Annotated in this window: 27 protein-coding genes and 2 pseudogenes; all 29 read left to right on the forward strand. The window is 52.4% G+C overall.

Annotated features, from left to right (window positions below):
* Positions 1-36: 36 nt before the first annotated feature.
* Entirely contained in the window at positions 37-1437 is a 1401-nt protein-coding gene (locus tag RBRH_RS02050; protein WP_013434245.1) for a hemolysin, read from the forward strand.
* Positions 1434-1700 (forward strand): hypothetical protein, encoded by a 267-nt coding sequence (locus RBRH_RS18545; RefSeq protein ID WP_157864316.1) that lies wholly within the window; start codon positions 1434-1436, stop codon positions 1698-1700. Before RBRH_RS02050 ends, RBRH_RS18545 begins: the two co-directional genes overlap by 4 nt.
* A 698-nt stretch (positions 1701-2398) precedes the next feature.
* Positions 2399-2737, forward strand: coding sequence for a hypothetical protein (locus RBRH_RS02055; protein ID WP_013434249.1), 339 nt, complete (start codon positions 2399-2401; stop codon positions 2735-2737).
* Positions 2719-3426, forward strand: coding sequence for a hypothetical protein (locus RBRH_RS18550; protein ID WP_013434250.1), 708 nt, complete (start codon positions 2719-2721; stop codon positions 3424-3426). The genes RBRH_RS02055 and RBRH_RS18550 overlap by 19 nt, the downstream gene beginning before the upstream one ends.
* Before the next feature lie 281 nt (positions 3427-3707).
* Complete coding sequence (locus tag RBRH_RS02060) at positions 3708-4601, forward strand: hypothetical protein (RefSeq protein ID WP_013434252.1); 894 nt, start codon at positions 3708-3710, stop codon at positions 4599-4601.
* A gap of 211 nt (positions 4602-4812) precedes the next feature.
* Positions 4813-5166: a DUF6966 domain-containing protein gene (locus RBRH_RS18555; RefSeq protein ID WP_157864317.1), complete on the forward strand. Its 354-nt coding sequence runs from the start codon at positions 4813-4815 to the stop codon at positions 5164-5166.
* Positions 5167-5303: 137 nt separating this feature from the next.
* Positions 5304-5516 (forward strand): hypothetical protein, encoded by a 213-nt coding sequence (locus RBRH_RS20035; protein ID WP_232509321.1) that lies wholly within the window; start codon positions 5304-5306, stop codon positions 5514-5516.
* A 15-nt stretch (positions 5517-5531) separates the two neighbouring features.
* Positions 5532-5771 (forward strand): hypothetical protein, encoded by a 240-nt coding sequence (locus tag RBRH_RS19605; RefSeq protein ID WP_013434255.1) that lies wholly within the window; start codon positions 5532-5534, stop codon positions 5769-5771.
* A gap of 249 nt (positions 5772-6020) precedes the next feature.
* A pseudogene (locus tag RBRH_RS16930) lies at positions 6021-6221 on the forward strand (IS5/IS1182 family transposase); the annotation flags it as partial.
* Positions 6222-6286: 65 nt separating this feature from the next.
* Positions 6287-7374 (forward strand): IS3 family transposase gene (locus tag RBRH_RS02085; protein ID WP_157864318.1). Its coding sequence is split into 2 segments (ribosomal slippage): positions 6287-6548 and positions 6548-7374, totalling 1089 coding nucleotides; the frame shifts between segments, so codons are not numbered across the junction.
* A 745-nt stretch (positions 7375-8119) separates the two neighbouring features.
* On the forward strand, positions 8120-8734 hold the full coding sequence (locus RBRH_RS18560; RefSeq protein ID WP_157864319.1) for a hypothetical protein: 615 nt from the start codon (positions 8120-8122) through the stop codon (positions 8732-8734).
* Entirely contained in the window at positions 8731-9003 is a 273-nt protein-coding gene (locus RBRH_RS18565) for a hypothetical protein (RefSeq protein WP_157864320.1), read from the forward strand. The genes RBRH_RS18560 and RBRH_RS18565 overlap by 4 nt, the downstream gene beginning before the upstream one ends.
* The gene (locus tag RBRH_RS02090) at positions 8981-9574 is read left to right on the forward strand and encodes a hypothetical protein (protein WP_013434261.1); all 594 of its coding nucleotides are present in this window, start codon (positions 8981-8983) and stop codon (positions 9572-9574) included. Before RBRH_RS18565 ends, RBRH_RS02090 begins: the two co-directional genes overlap by 23 nt.
* A 70-nt stretch (positions 9575-9644) precedes the next feature.
* Entirely contained in the window at positions 9645-9950 is a 306-nt protein-coding gene (locus tag RBRH_RS19610; RefSeq protein ID WP_041753059.1) for a hypothetical protein, read from the forward strand.
* Positions 9951-9966: 16 nt separating this feature from the next.
* On the forward strand, positions 9967-10194 hold the full coding sequence (locus RBRH_RS02100; protein WP_013434263.1) for a hypothetical protein: 228 nt from the start codon (positions 9967-9969) through the stop codon (positions 10192-10194).
* A gap of 436 nt (positions 10195-10630) precedes the next feature.
* Complete coding sequence (locus tag RBRH_RS02105; protein WP_013434264.1) at positions 10631-10885, forward strand: hypothetical protein; 255 nt, start codon at positions 10631-10633, stop codon at positions 10883-10885.
* Entirely contained in the window at positions 10885-11427 is a 543-nt protein-coding gene (locus tag RBRH_RS02110) for a hypothetical protein (protein ID WP_041753060.1), read from the forward strand. The genes RBRH_RS02105 and RBRH_RS02110 overlap by 1 nt, the downstream gene beginning before the upstream one ends.
* A 72-nt stretch (positions 11428-11499) precedes the next feature.
* Positions 11500-11919, forward strand: coding sequence for a hypothetical protein (locus tag RBRH_RS18570; RefSeq protein WP_013434266.1), 420 nt, complete (start codon positions 11500-11502; stop codon positions 11917-11919).
* 1359 nt (positions 11920-13278) lie between these two features.
* Entirely contained in the window at positions 13279-13908 is a 630-nt protein-coding gene (locus RBRH_RS02115; protein ID WP_041753061.1) for a hypothetical protein, read from the forward strand.
* Positions 13909-14200: 292 nt separating this feature from the next.
* Positions 14201-14923 (forward strand): hypothetical protein, encoded by a 723-nt coding sequence (locus RBRH_RS02125; RefSeq protein WP_013434272.1) that lies wholly within the window; start codon positions 14201-14203, stop codon positions 14921-14923.
* Positions 14924-14925: 2 nt separating this feature from the next.
* Entirely contained in the window at positions 14926-15297 is a 372-nt protein-coding gene (locus RBRH_RS16945) for a hypothetical protein (protein WP_013434273.1), read from the forward strand.
* Positions 15298-15387: 90 nt separating this feature from the next.
* Complete coding sequence (locus RBRH_RS16950) at positions 15388-15654, forward strand: Imm8 family immunity protein (RefSeq protein WP_013434274.1); 267 nt, start codon at positions 15388-15390, stop codon at positions 15652-15654.
* Between the two features lie 170 nt (positions 15655-15824).
* Positions 15825-16349, forward strand: coding sequence for a hypothetical protein (locus RBRH_RS02130; RefSeq protein ID WP_013434275.1), 525 nt, complete (start codon positions 15825-15827; stop codon positions 16347-16349).
* 325 nt (positions 16350-16674) lie between these two features.
* On the forward strand, positions 16675-16950 hold the full coding sequence (locus RBRH_RS16955; protein ID WP_083813419.1) for a hypothetical protein: 276 nt from the start codon (positions 16675-16677) through the stop codon (positions 16948-16950).
* 275 nt (positions 16951-17225) lie between these two features.
* Positions 17226-17372 (forward strand): annotated as a pseudogene (locus tag RBRH_RS18575) (IS5/IS1182 family transposase); the annotation flags it as partial.
* Positions 17373-17393: 21 nt separating this feature from the next.
* On the forward strand, positions 17394-17561 hold the full coding sequence (locus RBRH_RS18580; RefSeq protein WP_157864321.1) for a hypothetical protein: 168 nt from the start codon (positions 17394-17396) through the stop codon (positions 17559-17561).
* Entirely contained in the window at positions 17558-18061 is a 504-nt protein-coding gene (locus RBRH_RS02140) for a hypothetical protein (protein ID WP_013434279.1), read from the forward strand. Before RBRH_RS18580 ends, RBRH_RS02140 begins: the two co-directional genes overlap by 4 nt.
* 110 nt (positions 18062-18171) lie before the next feature.
* Positions 18172-18597, forward strand: a complete 426-nt coding sequence (locus tag RBRH_RS20040; protein ID WP_232509322.1) for a hypothetical protein — start codon at positions 18172-18174, stop codon at positions 18595-18597.
* Positions 18598-18728: 131 nt separating this feature from the next.
* On the forward strand, positions 18729-19385 hold the full coding sequence (locus tag RBRH_RS02150; protein ID WP_162145543.1) for a hypothetical protein: 657 nt from the start codon (positions 18729-18731) through the stop codon (positions 19383-19385).
* Positions 19386-19466: the final 81 nt, after the last annotated feature.

Here is a 19466-nt window from a genome sequence, read left to right on the forward strand (position 1 = left end):
CGATGCGTCGGGCCTGGGTGAACGTGCTGTTTACGCTTGCGTTTCGCAAGTCGGCGGGCAAGAACGCAGAGCGCGATCAGCGCTGCTGAGATCGAGATCACGAACCCTGATCAACAAAAGCAGGCTATCGCGGGGCTGAACCGCGATGCGACGAATCTGAACGGTCGGGTGGACAAGACGCCGGACGTCCAGCAGAGTTTGCAGAATCAGGGTGAGCTGATGAGCGCGATGCGTGACGCCGGCGAGGCGGTTGCGCGGCGGATCGGGGACGTGGCCGATGCCAAGCGCGACGCTTTGCTCCAGGCGGCTAGCGAGAGCGACGATCCGCAACAGAAGCAGCAGTATTTGGCCGAAGCGGAGCAATGGGATGAGAGCGGGCGCTACCGTGTTGGTCTGCAGAGTGCGGGCGGCTCGCTGGTGGGAGGCATTGGTGGAGGGCTGTTGGGGGCGGCGCAAAGCGGCGCGGGGTCGTTGGTGTCGGCGTTGCTGGCGAATAAGCTTGATGCGGTGAGCCGGCAGATTGCGGATCAGAAGCCGACCGGTAATGCGGATTTGGACAAGACGCTGGGCAACATTGTGGCGAATGTGATGCCGAGCGTGGCGGGGGGCGTGGTTGGGGGAACGCAGGGTGCGCAGGCGGCGTATAACGTCGATCGCTTCAATCGGCAGACTAACGACAATGAAAAGAAGGCGATTGCGGAAAAAGCGGGCAGCAATAAGGCGGAGCAAGAGCGGCTAGTCAAAGCGGCGTGCTACGCGGTGAAATGCTGGGCCGAGTACAAGCCGGGTAGTGACGAGTACACAAAGCATTATGTGAGCCAGCTTGAGGCTTCACAACTTCAACCAGAAATCGATTGGGTGAATCAACAGAAAGAGGCGGGGCTGTTCAAGTACACGCCAGGTCAGAAGATTGGCGATGCGGTGAAGAGTGACCCGGTGGGGGTGGCAAAGGATGCGGCGAAGGTTGTTGTTGGAGGCGTGACAGCGAAGACAGGTGTTGGACTTTGCACGACAGGACTTGGCTGCACGGTCGGCGGCTGGATGGCGGGTTTTGGGTTGAGCGAAGTGGTAGAAGGTTCGACCGGGTTAATGAATCGCTATGGTGGCACTGCCTCGCCCGGAGTCAATCCATTGCGATTTGGCTTTAATCAGTTGGCCCCACAATGGGGGAGCACAATATATGATGGCATCAATTTCGGGATGTCCATCCTTTCTTTGAAGGCTCAGGTTCCGTTAAACGTTGGGATTGCTGATGGAATAAATAGGCCTGCTTCGATGTTTGGCGTGACAATCCCACGTATCGATAATGTGAATCTGCTGCCATTTATTAAGCAACCTTGGCCATATGGCACGACGCAAGGCGTCTTGCTTTACGGTGTTGGAGCGAAGGGAGCTGCCGTCGTCAACGATGTTCGGCAAACAGGAGATGAAAAATGAACTGGCGCAGACTGTATGCGACATTCCAAATCTGTTCTACTGTTTGCTTGGCCTCCGTAATTGGCGCTGGATGCTGGTCATTTCTTATTGCAGGGATATGCCGTTTGATATTCAAATTGGGTGAAGCTGTGGCGTTGCTTTCGATTGGGTTGCCATTATTTATTGTTCTGTTCATTGTGTTTACTAAGCATTTGCCGAAGCCGTTGCGCAAGTCGGGGATGCTGAGCGACGAACCGGAGAAATTCGGTCCGTGGTTCAGGTGAGAATCTGAGGCATGAAATGACACATCCGGCGGCCGGGCGCGTCATCTGCGGCATTTGCCTGCCTGCTGTGGTGTCAGGGGATGATGGGCACGCCTGCGTTCATGTAGTGATGGTCGGGCGTGATGGAAATGTACGGGTGTCGATAATCGACGCTGAAGAGCACATGCTGACCGGGGAGGGATCTGGCGTGAGCTAGCGGTTCAATCGGCAGTTGCATCCGATCGGCAGTTGCATCCGAAGGAGAGGAAGTGGATCAGTGATTGTGAAGCGGGTGTAGGCGAAGCGCTACGGTTTGACCGCTGAACAGGCGCGTGAAGAATTGACAATACAGACAAACCTGCAAGTGCAGAATGGCGCGCCAGGCGAATGGGATCAGCGAGCCCATGAATTTCTGAAGCAGGCGCATGGGATGCTGCCGGCAGACGGCGAAAGCGGGCTAGGGTATATGTTCTATGCGACGCCAGTGCAGAAGGCTGGTCCGAGCATGTATGCGGGCACTATCCGAGCGGCTTGGGGCTTAACGCGCCCTCACCAGGGGTCATCAATGCGTCAGTGAATCACGATGCAGCTAGTCGCGAGGTGATTGCAAAACAGACGCTGGGCGCAGCGTCTGGCGCGGCCGCGATTGCAGTGGGAGGCCCAGTTGCTGCGTTGCCAGGAGCGCCGATCCGCAACAGAAGCAGCAGTATCTAGCTGAAGTGGACCAATGGGGTGAAAGCGGCAGCTACCGTGTTGGCCTGCAGAGCGCGGGCGGCTCGCTGGTGGGGGGCATCGGCGGAGGGCTGCTGGGAGCGGCGCACAGTGGCACGGGTTCGTTGGTGTCGACGTTGCTGGCGAATAAACTCGATGAGGTGAGCCGGCAGATTGCGGATCAGAAGCCGACCGGCAATGCGGACTTGGACAAGACGCTGGGCAACATTGTGGCGAATGCGATGTCGACCGTGGCGGGGGGCGTGGTCGGCGGGGCACAAGGGGTGCAGGCTGCGTACAACGTCGATCTTACGAGATTCGCAGCATCGTGGGCTGCCAGAATCTAAATTGCTACGGTGATAAGAAGGATCCGCAATATGCGAATCACGATTATAACCGCAAGTTCATCGAGCCGAATCAAGAGGCGTATGACGCAGGGCAGAGCCAGCTTGGGCAGGGACAGACATATAACGAGCTAGTGACGTCTAATATTCAGAAAGATCCGGTTGGTTCAACATTGGCGGGTGCGGGAATGATCGGTTTGGGTGTTGCAACGGCAGGAGGCGTACCATCTTTGATGAGAATGGCAGTTGGTGGCAGTATTGGCGCTGGAGTAAATAGCGGTGTGCAGTATGTATTCAACAATGGAAAAATTGACCCAGTCGATGCAGGGGCAGCGGGTCTGGCAGGTGCGCTGACGTTTGGTACAAGCTTACTACCTGGTATGTTGATGCAAACAGGAGGTGCCTTGCTGAGCTCTGCTGTTAAAGAAGAGAATCCAAATGTTGGTATGGCAGGTGCTGCTGCTGGCTCACTGATAGGTTATAAAGTAGGTGGTTCGCTTGAGAAAGCCTTGAACGCGAAATTGAACCCGTGGTATCAGCCGGAGTGGGTTGATGTGGGCTTTGGCATGTTGAGATATGTTTCTCCAAGTGTGTTGCCTTCAACTCTCGGTACCATTGGAGGAACAGCGACTTCAGAGGGAGCTAATAATGCTACAGGCCGGATACTTAATCCTCCTGAATCGAAAAAGTGAGTGCAAGAATGAGTCGTGATGTTCAAGCATTATTTTTGTATATATTTATATGTTTAATAACATTAGCTGTCTTGGCGTTGGTTACTGAGTTTGGTGTGATTCCGATAATTGTTTGGATGCGTAATTCTTCAGTTTACTACTTGCCGGACTTAGCAAGGATGTATGCTTGGTGCAAGTTAATATTGTTTGCAGCAGTTGTGGGCGGTGCCGGTGCTTGGCTGTATGACAGAAAGCGGATCGGTCGATAGTCAGAGGTGTTACAGGTGAGGTAAGTAAGATAAGTGACACCGGCACTGTACCGCTTCAATTGGCAGTTGCATCAAGATGCGAATCCGCGCAAGGAAGAAAGAAAGCGCATTGAACAGGATAACGCGCCTGCGTATGCAGCAGCACACGCCGGAATGACGGTGGAGGAAGCTACCGATAGGCTCGTGGCCCAGTTGCTGCGGCAGGTGGATACGACGGCGGCAAGCGAGGGCGGTTGGGACCAGGATGCACCGAACTATTTGAATGCGTATGCGGCGGCCCATCCCGGTGAGACGATTGGGAAAGACCAGTGGGGCAATGCGGTGCCGTTGTTTGGCGCGGCGGCCGGATATCAGCGCAACGACAGCACGATTTTTAGCGCGAGTCCACAGACGACGAACCCGCCGCCTCAGTTGGGATTGGGTGCGGTTGGAGGATACTTTGCCGGGATGAGGCAAGGACTGGCCGACACTGTCAGTCATCCGTTGGATACGCTGTGGGGCGGGATCAAAGGTGCGTATGGGCTGGTCACAGATCCTCAGGGCACGGCGCAGCAGATGCAGGAGGCGGCGCGTCATGTCGTGACTCAGGCGGGGGAAGGAAACTTTGGGTCGGCAGGGCAGCAGGTGGGACGACAGGTCGGCTCGACGGTTATGGGTACAGCAGTAGGGGCGGGGGCTGGAAAAGCGGCTGCTGTACTCAAAGGAAAAAATACTTTAGCTTCCAACTACATGTATAACGCCATGACCCCCGGGCCTCTGCCAGATGGAGTCGCTGGCACGTTTGCAGGAGGACGTTACAGTGTTGGAACCGTTCAAGCTTCTGATACAGTTTTTTTAGGGCGGGAGATGCGAGCAATCCGGGTGGTTCTTTTTTTAGCTTCAAGATGCCCCAGAGCGTGGCGCAAGCGCGGATCGACAATGCGGTAAAGCCATATTGGACAGATCCTTCAACAGGGGCAATCACAGGTGTCTCACCCATTAACAGTGCCATTAGCGCTCGATTTCCGGTCGGAACAAAGTATTATTACGGCCCCGTTGGTATTCAGGGTGGGGTATACCTTGGTGGCCAAGATAGCATACAAATTTTCATTCCGAATGCCCGCACCATCGGGACGTTCACGCCTATAAAACCATTGAAATGAATAAATTCAGTACGCTCGATCAGTTAGCAGACACATTACTTAGGCTAGTGAATTTACTTACCCTAGATCCGTCATGTCAATGGGTACATAAATTTAAGCTCGATTTGGAACAGGCGAATCGGCTGAAAGCAATGTCTTTCAATTCGAGTGATCTTGCGAAATTATCTGCTTCTATTAGGCACGTATATGGAGGAATGGGGTCGTTCAACGACTACGAGCCAACTTGGTATGATTCAGCCACAGGGCGATATGTCCCTATTAAAGGAACAGAGGATTTTGATATGCTGCGAAAAAAGGTGTTTGATTTGGCGATAGCATTGATTACAGTGGGACCAAGTGACTTGCCATGAAAAGCCAGAAGCAGTTTGAAATTTGAGAAGCCGCTTCAGTCGGCAGTTCCATCAGGATGCGGATCCGTGCAAGGATGAAGAAAGCGCATTGAACAAGACATCGTATCTGCGTAAACGTCAGCACACGCTGGATGGCGGTGGAGGAAGCTACCGATAGGCTCGCGGCCCAGTTGTTGCGACAGGTGGATACGACAGCGGCGAGCCAGGGCGGTTGGGACCAGGATGCATCGAACTATTTAAATGCGTATGCGGCGGCTCATCCTGGTGAGACGATCGGGAAAGACCAGTGGGGCAATGCGGTGCCGTTGTTTGGTACGGCGGCTGGGTATCAGCGCAACGACAGCTGCTAAGGAATAAATCTACGAATGGGGAAAAATCTTCAGGCGTTGCTTGTGTATATGCTTATTTGCTTGTTGACGTTTATTGTAGGTGCATTGTTTGTTGAATTTGTTTTGAGGCCTTTTATTGTTTGGCTACAAGGTGGTAAGTTATATTATTTTCCAAATTTAAAAAGGATTTATGGGTGGTGTAAATTGATAGTTTTTGCTGCAATTTTGTGCGGATTTTGGGCATGGTTGTGTGATAAAAATCAGATTAATCGATAGTTATTTTCAATAGGCAGTTGCATCAGGATGCGAATCCGTGCAAGGAGGAAAGAAAGCACATTGAACGGGATATCCCACCTGCGTACGCGGCGGCACACGCCGGAATGACGGTGAAGGAAGCTACCGAGTCGGCCCTGAACAATCCGTCCAGGCTTATGCAGCAAGGCTGGAAAGCTGAAACGGTATTGTGGGGATTGCAAGAGGCAGGCATATTGGTGTGAATTTGCTGCAAATTTCGACGAGGGTTGAATGGGTTTAAAGACGCTGGTGTCAGAGAGGGATTTATTGCGCCAGCCGCTGCGCGAGCAGATCAACTTGAAGCATCCGTTGGTTCGCCTGGCTGATCTAATTGACTGGGACCGATTGAGCACGGCGATGAGCGCGAGCTTCGTGTCGCAGCGCGGCCGGCCGGCAACGTCGCCGCGTTTGATCGCGGGGTTGCTGTATTTGGGTAATCCCCCCAAAAAACCGGTGGGAACAGAAGTAGAATTTTCTCGTTAAGGGAGTTCTACGCAATGAAGAAGTCGAGATTCACGGACAGCCAGATCATGGAGGCGCTCAAGCGCGTGGAGGCAGGGCTGGCGGTACCGGATCTGTGCCGAGAGCTGGGCATTAGCACAGCGACGTTCTACAAGTGGCGCTCGAAGTACGGTGGCATGGACGTGTCGCTGATGGCGCGGATGAAAGAACTGGAAGCCGAGAATGCCCGGCTGCGCAAGATGTACGTCGAAGAGAAGATCAAGGCCGAAATCGTTTCGCAGGCACTCGCAAAAAAGGACTGAGGCCATCTCGCCGGCGCGAGATGGCCATGCACGCGGTGTCCAGCCGAGGCATATCGATCCGGCTGGCATGTGAGGCGTTTGGGGTCAGCCAGAGCTGCTATCGGTACGCTGGCCTGCGCAATGCCGAGAACGAGGAGATTGCGAACTGGCTGCTGCGTCTGATCGACAACCACCGGAACTGGGGCTTCGGGCTGTGTTTCCTGTACCTGCGCAATGTGAAGGGTTTCGGTTGGAATCACAAGCGGGTGTACCGGATCTATCGCGAACTGGAGTTGAACCTGCGGGTCAAGCCACGCAAGCGGCTAGTCCGGCAGGTTCCGGAACCGCTGTCGGTGCCCACTGCCGTCAACCAGCTCTGGTCGATGGACTTCATGCACGACCAACTGGCCGACGGACGCAGCATCCGACTGTTTAACGTGATCGACGACTTCAACCGCGAAGCGCTCGGCATCGAGATCGACTTCTCGCTGCCCTCGCAGCGGGTGATCCGTGCGCTGCAGCAGATCATCAGCTGGCGTGGCCGGCCCAAGGCGATTCGGTGTGACAATGGGCCCGAGTACCTGAGCGCGACGATCACCGAATGGGCCCGGCAATACGGCATCAGGCTCGACTACATCCAGCCGGGTAAGCCTCAGCAGAATGCGTATGTCGAGCGATTCAACCGGACGGTGCGTTACGAATGGCTGTCGCAGTACCACTGGGAGGACCTGGAGCACGTTCAGCGTTTCGCGACCGACTGGATGTGGACTTACAATCACGATCGCCCGAACATGGCCTTGGGCGGATTGACGCCAAAACAGCGGCTGGCCATGGCCGCATAGTTTCTACTTCTGAACCCCGTGGAAAACGGGGAGATTACCAGTCCGTTTCCCTCAGTGGGTGGTACTGTATTTGGCACAATAAGCTCAGAAGGAGCGGGTGGTGTGGTCAATGCAATCTTGAATCCTCCTTCCAAGGTTTCTGAGAAATGAATGTGCGAGTGAAGCGTGAGGTTGTTGCAATTAGTTACTTCTTTTTGTTCTTTTTGCTATTGCTAATTATAGCAGGGGGGGTATTAGAATTTATATTTTGGCCTTCTCTAGCCTGGATGTTAGGATCTGATGGCTATCGGACGCCATCAATAGACCGTTTATGCAAATGGGGGGAGGTTATTTTGATTGTTTCGCCTGTTTGTTCAATCATTATGTGGCTTTATGAAAAAATATTATCTGGCCGGTAGATGTTGGAAAACAATTGGTCTAGAAGGTTGATGGTAGGAGTTAGCGTTTCGACCGGCAGTTGCGTCTTAAAAAGAGGAATGGGTTAGGGATTGTGAAGCGGTGTATGCGAAGCGCCACGGTTTGAGCGCCGAACAGGCGCGTGAAGAGTTGGCAATACAGAGGCAAGCCTGCAAGTGCAGAATGGCTCGCCAGACGAATGGAACCAGCTAGCCCATGAATTTCTGAAGCAGGCGCATGGGATGTTGCTGGCAGAGGGTGACAGCGGGCCGGGGTATTGTTCTATACGACGCCAGATCAGAAGGCCGGTCCGAGCATGTATGCGGGGCATTATCCGGATGGAGTGGGTTTGAATTATCCATCGGCAGAGCAAATCAACAGCAGTGTAAGTAAGGAGCAAGCGGATAGGAACCTAATAGGCGGGGCAACAATTGCGGCAGTGGCAGGTGGTGCGTTGGCCGTTGGTACTCCGGTTGCGGCAGCTGTTGGAAATATCGGGTTTGCCACGATAGGAGCCTCGACTGGTGCAGGTATGGATGCTGCTGGTCAGTATGCGCAATCCGGTACGGTCCGGCCAGCACAGTCGGCATTAGCGGGGGCGACTGGTGCAATCGCAGGGCCCATTGGTGCGAACACTGGATTCGTGGGAAATATATTGTTGAGCGGTGCTAGCAGCGTTACCAATACATTTTTCAACAATATCTACTACGGTGAATCGAACAGCACCCTGTATGCTGGTGGAGTCGGTGTTTTGTCTGGAGTGGGCGGCTATCTCGTTGGCTCAGCCACAACCCGAGGGCTTACACAAGTGACACAGCCATTTATTTACCCAAATCTTAATCCTAAGATTCCTGCCTTGTTACAAGGTGTTAGAAATCTCTTCCCTGGATTTGGCGGTGCCACTGCGGGTTCTATAGTTCAAGGCACGTCGTCATTCGTGCCGAGCAAGGAATCACAGAAATGAGAATCTCGAAAATTGACGTGTTAATTTGCGACGATGGATGGAAAGGAGCATGTACTCGTGTATTAGGAATTGTTCTTGTTTATTTAGGATTCATGTATCTTCCTGTGGTTGTTGCTTGGGCATCTGCTATCTTAGATATAGTTGGTATGTCAGAAGCACAGTTGAGAAAGCATGAATCGATTTTGTACGTCATCAAAATAGTTGTTGTTATGGTAATCGCGGTTGAAGTAATACGCATGCTTTTGATTGCTGTTAAAACGCGATGCTAGTAACGATCTGACTTTCTGCTTTAACGGGCTGCTGCATCAGGATGCGAATTTGCGCAAGGACGAGAGAAAGCGCATTAAACAGGATAACGCGCCTGCGTATGCAGCAGCACACGCCGGAATGACGGTGGAGGAAGCTACCGATAGGCTCGTGGCCCAGTTGCTGCGGCAGGTGGATACGATGGCGGCAAGCCAGGGCGGTTGGGACCAGGATGCACCGAACTATTTGAATGCGTATGCGGCGGCTCATCCCGGTGAGACGATTGGGAAAGACCAGTGGGGCAATGCGGTGCCGTTGTTTGGCACGGCGTCTGGGTATCAGCGTAACGACAGTACGATCTTCAGTGTGGCGCCGCAGACGACGAACCCGCCGCCTCAGTTAGGCTTGGGTGCGGTCGGAGAATACTTGGCCGGGATGGGACAAAGGCTGGCTGACACGATCGGACATCCATTGGATACGCTGAGAGCCGGGTTAAAGGCGCCTATGGGCTTATCACGGATCCTCAGGGATGCAGGAGGCGATGCTTCATGTGGTGACGCAGGCAGGGGGAGGGAACTTTGGGCCGGCTGGTGAGCAGGTGGGGCAGCAGTTTGGTTTGACGGTCGTGAGTACGGCGGCAGGTATTGGGACTGGGAAGACGGGGATGAAATTTGTGCCGGTGTTCATGACGGGAGTCGGCGGTGCATTGACCGGCTCAGCACTGCAAGGTCAGAACCCGAATGCGGCGATAGGGGGCGCGGCGGTGGGGACGGTAATTGGGTATCCGATTGCGGCCAAAATTGAGGGCAAGCTCAATGACGTGCTGAATCCTTGGTATCGGCAGGAGTGGGTGGATGTTGGGATGGGAATGTCGAAGTATGTGCCGCCAAACTTTATTCCATCATGGACGGGCGGTTTCGGAGGTGGCGTTATACAAGAAAAAGCCGGCGCGGCTGTGCAAACAAGATAGATGGAGCCGGTAAGAAATGAAATCGAAGACTGCCTTTGAATGGTTTCGTTGGGTACATAATGTGTTGCTCTGGTTTATCGTGGCAGCCCTAATCGTGACAATAAGTGAACTGATTGCCGGCCCTGCGCTGCAATGGCTGCTGTACGACATTCCGTATCAATTGCCCACGTGGAATCGGGCTGGCCGAATGGTGGTGTTCGTCGTGGTATCCAGTTTGTTGATTGGCACGTTGATATGGTTCTAGGAAAAGAAGTCATCAGGTCGATAGTCTGATGAACAACCAGCATATGCTGAGTTCATTGCCTGCTGCGGTGTCTGAGGATAATGGGCACGTGCCGGTGATCATGCTGGTGTGATGGTAATGCACGGGTGCCAATAACCGATGCTGAAGAGGACGTGCTGACCGGATAGGAATCCGGCGTGAGCGAGCAGGTCATTGGTGATCTGCATCCACGGGAAAGCGATGCGTTAGGTCTGAGTGAGCGTGCTGTTTGCGCTTGCGTTCCGCAAGATGGCGGGCAAAAATGCAGAGCGCGATCAGCGCTGCTGAGATCGAGATTACGAACCCTGATCAAAAAAGCAGGCTATCGCGGGGCTGAACCGCGATGCGACGAATCTAAACGGCCAGGTGGACAAGACGCCGGACGTCCAGCAGACCTTGCAGAATCACGGGTGAGCTGATGAGCGCGATGCGTGACGCTGGTGAGGCGGTTGCGCGGCGGATCGGGGATGTGGCGGATGCTAAGCGCGACGGCTTGCTCAAGGCGGCCGAGGAGAGCGACGATCCGCAACTGAAGCAGCAGTATCTAGCTGAAGCGGACCAATGGGGTGAAAGCGGGAGCTACCGTGTTGGATTGCAGAGCGCGGGCAGCTCACTGGTGGGGGCATTGGTGGAGGGCTGTTGGGGGCGGCGCAAAGCGGTGCGGGGTCGTTGATGTCGGCGTTGCTGGCGAATAAGCTCGATGCGGTGAGCCGACAGATTGCGGATCAGAAGCCGACCGGCAACGCGGACTTGGACAAGACGCTGGGCAACATTGTGGCGAATGCGATGTCGACCGTGGCGGGGGGCGTGGTCGGTGGGGCACAAGGGGCGCAGGCGGCGTACAACGTCGATCGCTTCAATCGGCAGTTGGATCTGCAGGAAAAGGCGTTGGCCCAACAGCTTGCGGAGAAGAGTGGTGGCAAATACAGCCAGCAGCAGATCGAAGACCAGATGCGGCAGATGTCGATGACAGACGGTGGCCCAATATATGCCGGGAGCCCCGACATCTTGATAGGTGATCAGCGTCCGACGGATGCACAAGCCAAGTGGATATATGGGGGTAAGACTGCGGACGGTAATCCAATCCTGGCGCAGGCGACGGTAGCAAATGATACTGAACTGCAGCGGTATATCGTGGATACGGTGAGGAGCAGCGATGTGCCAAGCACGATCAGCTACACGGCGGCGCCCACGCAACTAGAGATGGGACCGTGAAGGTATGCGCTTAAGCCCTCGGCGAAGCCCTGTGCGACGGCCGAATGTGCAGCGGGACTGGCACCAGCGGGGGTGTTCTATTATCCGCCGGATTTGCCAAAAGAGCAGATTGCGGATGCGACAAGCACAGTTTCAACTATGGCGGGGCGGGTTGGTGCCTTTACAACAGCGGTTGCCTCAATTCCGGGACCACATGTTCCTGAGACTGCGGCTATCGGTTTGATGGCTACGACAGTGGGATTCGTAGCTACAAACATAGAGCAAACTATGCGCCCCGACACGGGGCGGTTTGCCTATGAAAGTGGATTGAATGCGGTCGTTCAAATGGCTGGGGACCGTTACCCTTTTTCGGCACCTTTTATTAACGAAGGTGCAGAGTGGATCAAAGGGCAAGGTGTTTCCAATACTATCAAGGGCTTTTTAAATCGAAATTGGGATTATCTCTTTACACTATCGCCAACCGATGTTTCTAATAGAGGAACTAGGCAATGAAATGGATTGAGGATGGTAATTTTACTCCACGAGTTAGGGCGGCCTTCGTCATAGGTGGAGTTACATTATGGATCGGATCTCTTGCATGGGTGATTCCACCTCGTTGGCTTAGGTTGATTGCCTTTTTTATCGGGTTTGCAATAATGCTAATTGGTGGTATTACTAGTCGTTCGCATAGTTTAGGAGTCAAACCGTTTGGCAACTCATACCACAAAGCTCGGAAGAGTTATAAGGAGAAGGGGGATACTGAAACGGACCGGATAAACTAGGCACGATGCTCAAATAAGCTTCCTCGTACACCTTTCAATATAAGGACGACATCAGATAATGAGCGCCTCAATCGGCAGATGTATCCGCAGGAAAAGGTGTTGGCTTAACAGCTTACGGAGACCAGAGTTGGGACCGCGCAGGTATGCGCTCAAGCTCCGGGCGAAGCCTTGTGCGACAGCCAAATGTGAAGCGGGACTAGCATCAGCGGGGATGCTCTATTATCCGCCGGTTTGCCAAAAGAGCAGATTGCGGATACTGCTACGGCTTTATCGACGGCAGCTGGCCGGTTTGGCGTGACAACAGGTGCGATTGCGGCCGTACCTTCGCTGTATGCTCCTGGTGCTACGACACTCACGCTTGGTGCGGAAATGGTTGGTTTGGGGGCTAGTGCTGTCGAGCAAATAGTTAGCCGAATCCAGTTGCGTTTGGTGTAAATAGCGCTGTTGATCTATTGTTGTTCCGACCTACTGATAAGTATCCTATTTGGGGGCAGTCATAAACGAAGTTGGAAATTTTGTGAAAGGATCAGATTGGTTGGAAAGGGTAAAAGATTCAAATAACTGAAAATGAAAAATATTAAATTTATTTAAGATGGGAATTTTAGTAGGTGGCTCTGTACAGTATTGTGTCTTATCGGAGCTATTATCGTATATATAAGTGCTTGTTGTGTTCATTCAATATTGTTGTTGGGAGTTGGTTTATTTTTAGCTGCTGTGGGGGGCTATTCAAGTCGAGCGCATATGCTAAAAATCAAGCCGTTCAACAATTCATTCAAAAAAGCAAGGGAGAGTTATAAGAAGGGTGATGCGGAAAAGGAAGGAGGAGGTAATTAAGAAGCCTGGCGTTGCCCGGTTTCTCTGATTTAATCGGCAGTTGCATTCGTAGGAGAGGAAGTGGATCAGTGATTGTGAAGCGGTGTATGCAAAGCGCTACGGTTTGAGCACCGAACAGGCGCTTGAAAAATTGACACTACAGGCAAACCTGCAAGTGCAGAATGGCTCGTCAGGCGGCTGGAATCTGCGGGCCCACGAATTCTTGACATAAACGCATGGGTTGTTGCCGGCGGAGGGTGACAGCGGGCCTGGGTATATGTTCTATGCGACGCCAGCGCAGAAGGCTGATCCGAGCATGTATGCGGGGCACCATCCGAGCGGCTTGGGGCTTAACAAGCCCACATCAGAAGCGATTAATGCGTCGGTCAATCATGATGCAGCCAGTCGCGAGGTGATTGCGAAACAGACGCTGGGTGCGGCGGCTGGCGCAGGAGCGATTGTGTTGGCACCGAAGGTTGCTATGGCAGCGGGGCTGGGTGCGGGGTATGACTACGCTGGCGATGTGATCAGCCGAGCAATGGGGTTGTCGAATGGTGAACCGAGTGCAGGGAAGTCGCTGGTTGTGGGTGGTGTTGCTGGAGTAACGGCGCCGTTTTTCTTGCCGTTGAGCACGTTGGGTGGGAGTGCTGTGGGAAAAATTGTGGTGGGTGTTTATAACAGTGTGTTGGCGGGAACGGGGGCGTTTGCAGGTACAGCGATAACAAATTCAAATAGCAGTCCAGATTTGTCTGGTGGAATTGGTGCTGGAATTGCTGCAGCGGGTGAATTTACTCGATATATTGTTCCAGGCCAACTTGGTGCAAGTTTAGGGTATATTTTTCAAATTTTTCCAGGTCCTATGCAGGCAGCGATTGAAAAGGAGAAAAATAAAGGAGAAAAGAATTAATGTCTTATTTGATGAAACGTAGGAAATTGTATCGGCGATTTGCCTTTGGATACCTTGGCATACTGGGTATGATTTTAGTTCCACTATTATTTTCGATAATTCAGGGTGCGGGTTGGAAGCCTGTGCTTACCGGAGTGCCGGGGTACTTGACATTTTTTTTTGCAGTGTCCTGGCAGTTTGTTAAAGAGCTTCGCGCCTTAAGGCGCGAGGAACAGGAAGCGGAGAATTCAAAGAAAAAAGACGAGTAGTTGTATCGACCCAATTACATCGGTTGTTTTGCTTCAATTGACAGTTGCATCAGGATGCAAGTTCGCGCAAGGACGAGAGAAAGCGCATTAAACGAAACATCGCACCGGCGTACGCGGCGGCACACGCCGGAATGACGGTGGGGGAAGCTACCGATAGGCTCGCGGTCCAGTTGTTGCGTCAGGTGGATACGGCGGCGGCGAGTCAGGGTGGTTGGGACCAGGATGCATCGAACTATTTGAATGCGTATGCGGCGGCTCATCCCGGTGAGACGATCGGGAAAGACCAGTGGGGCAATGCGGTGCCGTTGTTTGGTATTGCGGCTGGGTATCAGCGCAACGACAGCACGATTTTTAGCGCGAATCCGCAGACAACGAACCCGCCGCTTCAGTTAGGATTGGGTGCGGGTGGCGGATACTTTGCCGGGCTGGGGCAAGGGCTGGCCGACACTGTCAGTCATCCGTTGGATACGCTGTGGGGCGGGATCAAAGGTGCGTATGGGCTTATCATGGATCCTCAGGGCACAGCCCAGCAGATGCAGGCGACGCGTGCTGTTGTGGTCCAAGTGGGTGAAGGGAATTTCAAGCCCTCAGGTGAGCAAGTCGGGCAGCAGTTGGGGGCGACGGTCATCGGTACAGCGGTAGGGATTGGGGCAGGGAAAGCTGCTACTACGATTAAAGGCAAAGCTGCCCAGGTCGCAGATAGCCATTCCACAGTACAGGGGGAAAACATGCCGCAAACACAACAGCAGGGGCCGACAGTGCTGTAAATGTGGCAACCTACAAACCTCTAAAAAATCAACTCGTAAATAAAAATATTGCAAATATTGCTGCGGCAGACTCTAGGCTTGCTGTGGTAATCAATGAAAGCAGAAAAGGGAATGTAAACTTCTCAATTGGCAGAGGTACAGTGAATGAGCCCGACTATCTCGGAAAGCTGTGGGTCGGTGATGGTGCGAAGAAAACCAGTGACGGTTCTGGATGGATCAGTGCGGATGGAACACGCGTTTATCGGCCTCCAGTGAAAAAGGTGTCACCTTATGCGGTTACTAGTATCCAGGCAAATTTTGAAATATATAGGATTAACGCGGTAACCGGTCAGCGTGTTAAGATAGGTAATGGTCACTTAAACGTGATTGATTAAGGGGTAAGCGATGCATGCGGTTTTAAAGGGAATATCTTGCGATGAGTGTGATTTGAAGGAATTTATGCCTGATGATAGGAAATATTTTTTTTGAATCTTCATCTTTGCATTGGATTAACAGATAAATTAGGTTCAGACAATTTTGAACTCTATGTCTGTACGCCAGAATGGCTAAATAAAGCTATATGGGAACCCAGGTGGGGGCGCCACTTGCTTATTGTTCGAGAGTACGACTTACTATTAATTGAAGAATTCATTCGTAGCTACATCGAAAAATGCGATGGACAAGATTGGAACGCCATCGTTGCAAAACTGGCAAGGATGTTTGCTTGGGAATTTGAAGATTATCAGGCATGAGCGTACCCCTAGTAATAATAGGATAAGTTTTATTCAGTTGTATCAAGGTGGGTCTGCAAGGACGAAAGAAAGGGCATTGAATAAGACATCGCACCGGCGTACGCGGCACACATTTAGAAATGACGGTAGAGGAAGCTACCGATATTCTTGCGGCCCAATTGTTGCGTTAGGTGGATGCGACAGCGGCGAGCCAGGGCGGTGGGAACCAGGATGCATCGAACTATTTAAATGCGTATGCGGCGGCCCATCCCGGTGAGACGATCGGGAAAGACCAGTGGGGCAATGCGGTGCCGTTGTTTGGCGCGGCGGCTGGGTATCAGCGCAACGACAGCACGATTTTCAGTGCGGCGCCGCAGACGACGAACCAGCCGCCTCAATTGGGATTGGGTGCGGTTGGTGGATACTTTGCCGGGATGGGGCAAGGGCTGGCTGACACGATCGGACACCCATTAGATACGCTGGGGGGCGGGGTTAAAGGCGCTTATGGGCTTATTACGGATCCTCAGGACACGGCGCAGCAGATGCAGGAGGCGACGCGTGCTGTTGTGGTCCAAGCGGGTGAAGGGAATTTCAAGCCCTCAGGTGAGCAAGTGGGGCCAGCAGGTTGGTTTGACAGTTGTAGGTACAGTGGCAGGTGTCGGGACTGGGAAAGCAGTTGCAGCGATCAAGGGCAAAGTTACCCCAATTGTGAATAATAATGCTGCGTTACATGGGGGAGAAAAACGTCGCAAACCGTCCAACTGATATACCTGTTGGCATAAGCGGAAGCCCGATGAAAGTTGAGCCTGGCACTAATGTACCAACTACAATAAATGGTATTAATTATTCAGGACACGCGCTTGATCAGATGTAGGGTCGTGGTGTTCCACCATCGGTGGTAAAAAATGTAATTAAGCATGGAGTTGTATATCCGACGAGAGCCGGGACGGTAGGTTATTATGATAAAGTAAATAATATACGAATTATTACAAATGCTAACGCGGGCCGTGTGGTTATCGTTATTCCTGGAGCTCCCGGAAAATGAGTGAAATTTCCGATTTTCTAGCAGCTAATGTGAAACGTGTTTTACTTAAGGACTGGGACCCCATAGGTATAAAAGATGTGCCCGAAGCCCACGATGAGTATGATTCATATGTCTTGAGAATTTGTGGACTGCTTTGCGCTGGCGAAACTGTAGATGGAGTTTACCGCTATCTTCGTTGGGTCGAGCAAGAGCGAATGGGGCTTGATGGAAATGAAATCCATACTGCAAAAATTGCAAAAGAGTTGGCAAATCTTCCTCTAACGCGGAGGTAGATTATTTATCCATGTGAATATTCTAATTTTACTTCAATCGGTAGTTGCATCAGGACGCGAATCCGCGCAAGGAGGAAAGAAAGCGCATTGAACGGGATATCCCACCTGCGTACGCGGCGGCACACGCCGGAATGACGGTGAAGGAAGCACCGAGTCGGTCCTGAACAATTGGTCCAGGCTTATGCAGCAAGGCTGGGAAGCTGAAACGGTATTGTGGGAATTGCAAGAGGCAGGCATATTGACGTGAATTTCCTGCAAATTTCGACGAGGGTTGAATGGGTCCAAAGACGCCGGTGCCAGAGGAAGATTTCTTTCGCCAACCTCTGCGCGAGCAGATCAACTTGAAGCATCCGTTGGTTCGTCTGGCCGATCTAATTGACTGGAACCGATTGAGCACGGCAATGAGCGCGAGCTTCGTGTCGTCTGCTAATTGAAATAAAGTGGTGCAGTTTTTTAAGCAAGCTTACAGTAATCCTTCTTCTATTGTTGGTCCGGGAACAGTTCCAGGTAGTAACCTCCGCGAATTTTATTTGCCGGGAATAACAGGTACAGGTGCAAAGATTCAGTTCGTTGAATTGAATGGTAAGATTCTTACGATTATTGCAAAATGAAAAATTTAAATTTTGAATTTCTTCGTTGGATGCCTTGTGCCTCTTATGCTGACATGGAGGCACAAGGATCTAAAGTATTGGTCATCGATACTTTGAAAACTGATGATACGAGCAGGTGGGGATATTTTTATACCCCAAATGGGGCGCATATCAATATCGGCTATGCAGATGTTGGACTTATACCTCAGGCCGTAGCGATTGACGGACGAGTGATAGTCGGCATTAGTGAACGTTTGGTTGGGTATCATCTATTTAACAATGCGCTATATTTCTCTTACCGTATGCCGTTCATTTTTCATGAATTTATCGAGATTGGTGATTCGTTACTGATTGTAAGAGATGAAATGGGATTCGTGGGTATAGCCCACGATGGGGCGGAGCTGTGGAAATTTTGCACAGAAGGGGTTATTAGTAATTTCAAAGTTGGCTCATATAATATAAGTGGGGAAACGGTGGACGGGGAGGGTTTTACATTTAAATTGCCAATTGACGATAGATGAATGTAAGTGACGAATCTAGTTGCGAATAGACACATTGTATGAAATTTTAAGCAGTTCGCTTCAATCGGCAGTTGCATCCGCAGGCGAGGAAGTGGATCAGTGATCGTGAAGTGGTGTATGCAAAGCGCTACGGTTTGACCGCCGAACAGGCGCGTGAAGAATTGACAATACAGGCAAACCTGCAAGTGCAGAATGGCGCGCCAGGCGAATGGAGTCAGCGAGCCTATAAATTTTTGGAGCAGGCGCACGGGATGTTGCCGGCAGACGGTGAAAGCGGGTTAGGTTATATGTTCTATGCGACGCCAGCGCAAAAGGCTGATCCGAGCATGTATGCGGAGCACTATCCGAGCGGCGTGGGGCTTAACGCGCCCTCACCAGAGGTCATCAATGCGTCAGTGAATCGCGATGCAGCTAGTCGCGAGGTGATTGCAAAACAGACGCTGGGCGCAGCGTCTGGCGCGGCCGCGATTGCAGAGGGAGGCCCAGTTGCTGCGTTGCCAAGAGCGCCGATCCGCAACAGAAGCAGCAGTATCTAGCTGAAGCGGACCAATGGGGTGAAAGCGGCAGCTACCGTGTGGCCTGCAGAGCGCGGGGGCTCGCTGGTGGGGGCATCGGCGGAGGGCTGCTGGGAGCGGTGCACAGTGGCACGGGTTCGTTGGTGTCGGCGTTGCTGGCGAATAAGCTCGATGCGGTGAGCCGGCAGATTGCGGATCAGAAGCCGACCGGCAACGCGGACTTGGACAAGACGCTGGGCAACATTGTGGCGAATGCGATGTCGACCGTGGCGGGGGGCGTGGTCGGTGGGGCACAAGGGGCGCAGGCGGCGTACAACGTCGATCGGTTCAATCGGCAGTTGGATCTGCAGGAAAAGGCGTTGGCCCAACAGCTTGCGGAGAAGAGTGGCGGCAAATACAGCCAGCAGCAGATCGAAGACCAGATGCGGCAGATGTCGATGACAGACGGTGGCCCAATATATGCCGGGAGCCCCGACATCTTGATAGGTGATCAGCGTCCGACGGATGCACAAGCCAAGTGGATATATGGGGGTAAGACTGCGGACGGTAATCCAATCCTGACGCAGGCGACGGTAGCAAATGATACTGAATATATTTTTTTATGCACTTTCTTTTTTTGTGGTTTACCTTGTCGCTCCTCCGAAGGCCGTGTTTCTTGCAGGCTTGTCATTATTTTTCTTTGTGTGCGCATGTCTTATCGGGCGACCGGCAGCGCCACATTTACTGTTCATGCTGCTTACTCGTCCAGCAATTTTTCTTATGTGCTTCGTTGTGATCGGCTTTGGGGTATTCGGAACGGGAGAGCTTGATCTGACGGTATTTGCTCCTGCTCTTTCACTATCTTTGCTCGGTGCTGCATTTGCAGATCGAGTAGAAAAATCGCATCACAA

The organism is Mycetohabitans rhizoxinica HKI 454 (assembly GCF_000198775.1).
Taxonomy (GTDB): Bacteria; Pseudomonadota; Gammaproteobacteria; order Burkholderiales; family Burkholderiaceae; genus Mycetohabitans; species Mycetohabitans rhizoxinica.

Excerpts from the sequence above, each read along its gene's own strand:
- RBRH_RS02110 (WP_041753060.1), top strand. The coding sequence starts at position 10,885 with ATGTCGGCGTTGCTGGCGAATAAGCTCGATGCGGTGAGCCGACAGATT.
- RBRH_RS19610 (WP_041753059.1), top strand. The coding sequence starts at position 9,645 with ATGAAATTTGTGCCGGTGTTCATGACGGGAGTCGGCGGTGCATTGACC.
- RBRH_RS02140 (WP_013434279.1), top strand. The coding sequence starts at position 17,558 with ATGAAAAATTTAAATTTTGAATTTCTTCGTTGGATGCCTTGTGCCTCT.
- RBRH_RS18545 (WP_157864316.1), top strand. The coding sequence starts at position 1,434 with ATGAACTGGCGCAGACTGTATGCGACATTCCAAATCTGTTCTACTGTT.
- RBRH_RS18565 (WP_157864320.1), top strand. The coding sequence starts at position 8,731 with ATGAGAATCTCGAAAATTGACGTGTTAATTTGCGACGATGGATGGAAA.
- RBRH_RS02100 (WP_013434263.1), top strand. The coding sequence starts at position 9,967 with ATGAAATCGAAGACTGCCTTTGAATGGTTTCGTTGGGTACATAATGTG.
- RBRH_RS19605 (WP_013434255.1), top strand. The coding sequence starts at position 5,532 with ATGGGGAAAAATCTTCAGGCGTTGCTTGTGTATATGCTTATTTGCTTG.
- RBRH_RS16955 (WP_083813419.1), top strand. The coding sequence starts at position 16,675 with ATGAGTGAAATTTCCGATTTTCTAGCAGCTAATGTGAAACGTGTTTTA.
- RBRH_RS18555 (WP_157864317.1), top strand. The coding sequence starts at position 4,813 with ATGAATAAATTCAGTACGCTCGATCAGTTAGCAGACACATTACTTAGG.
- RBRH_RS02115 (WP_041753061.1), top strand. The coding sequence starts at position 13,279 with ATGTTCTATGCGACGCCAGCGCAGAAGGCTGATCCGAGCATGTATGCG.
- RBRH_RS02105 (WP_013434264.1), top strand. The coding sequence starts at position 10,631 with ATGAGCGCGATGCGTGACGCTGGTGAGGCGGTTGCGCGGCGGATCGGG.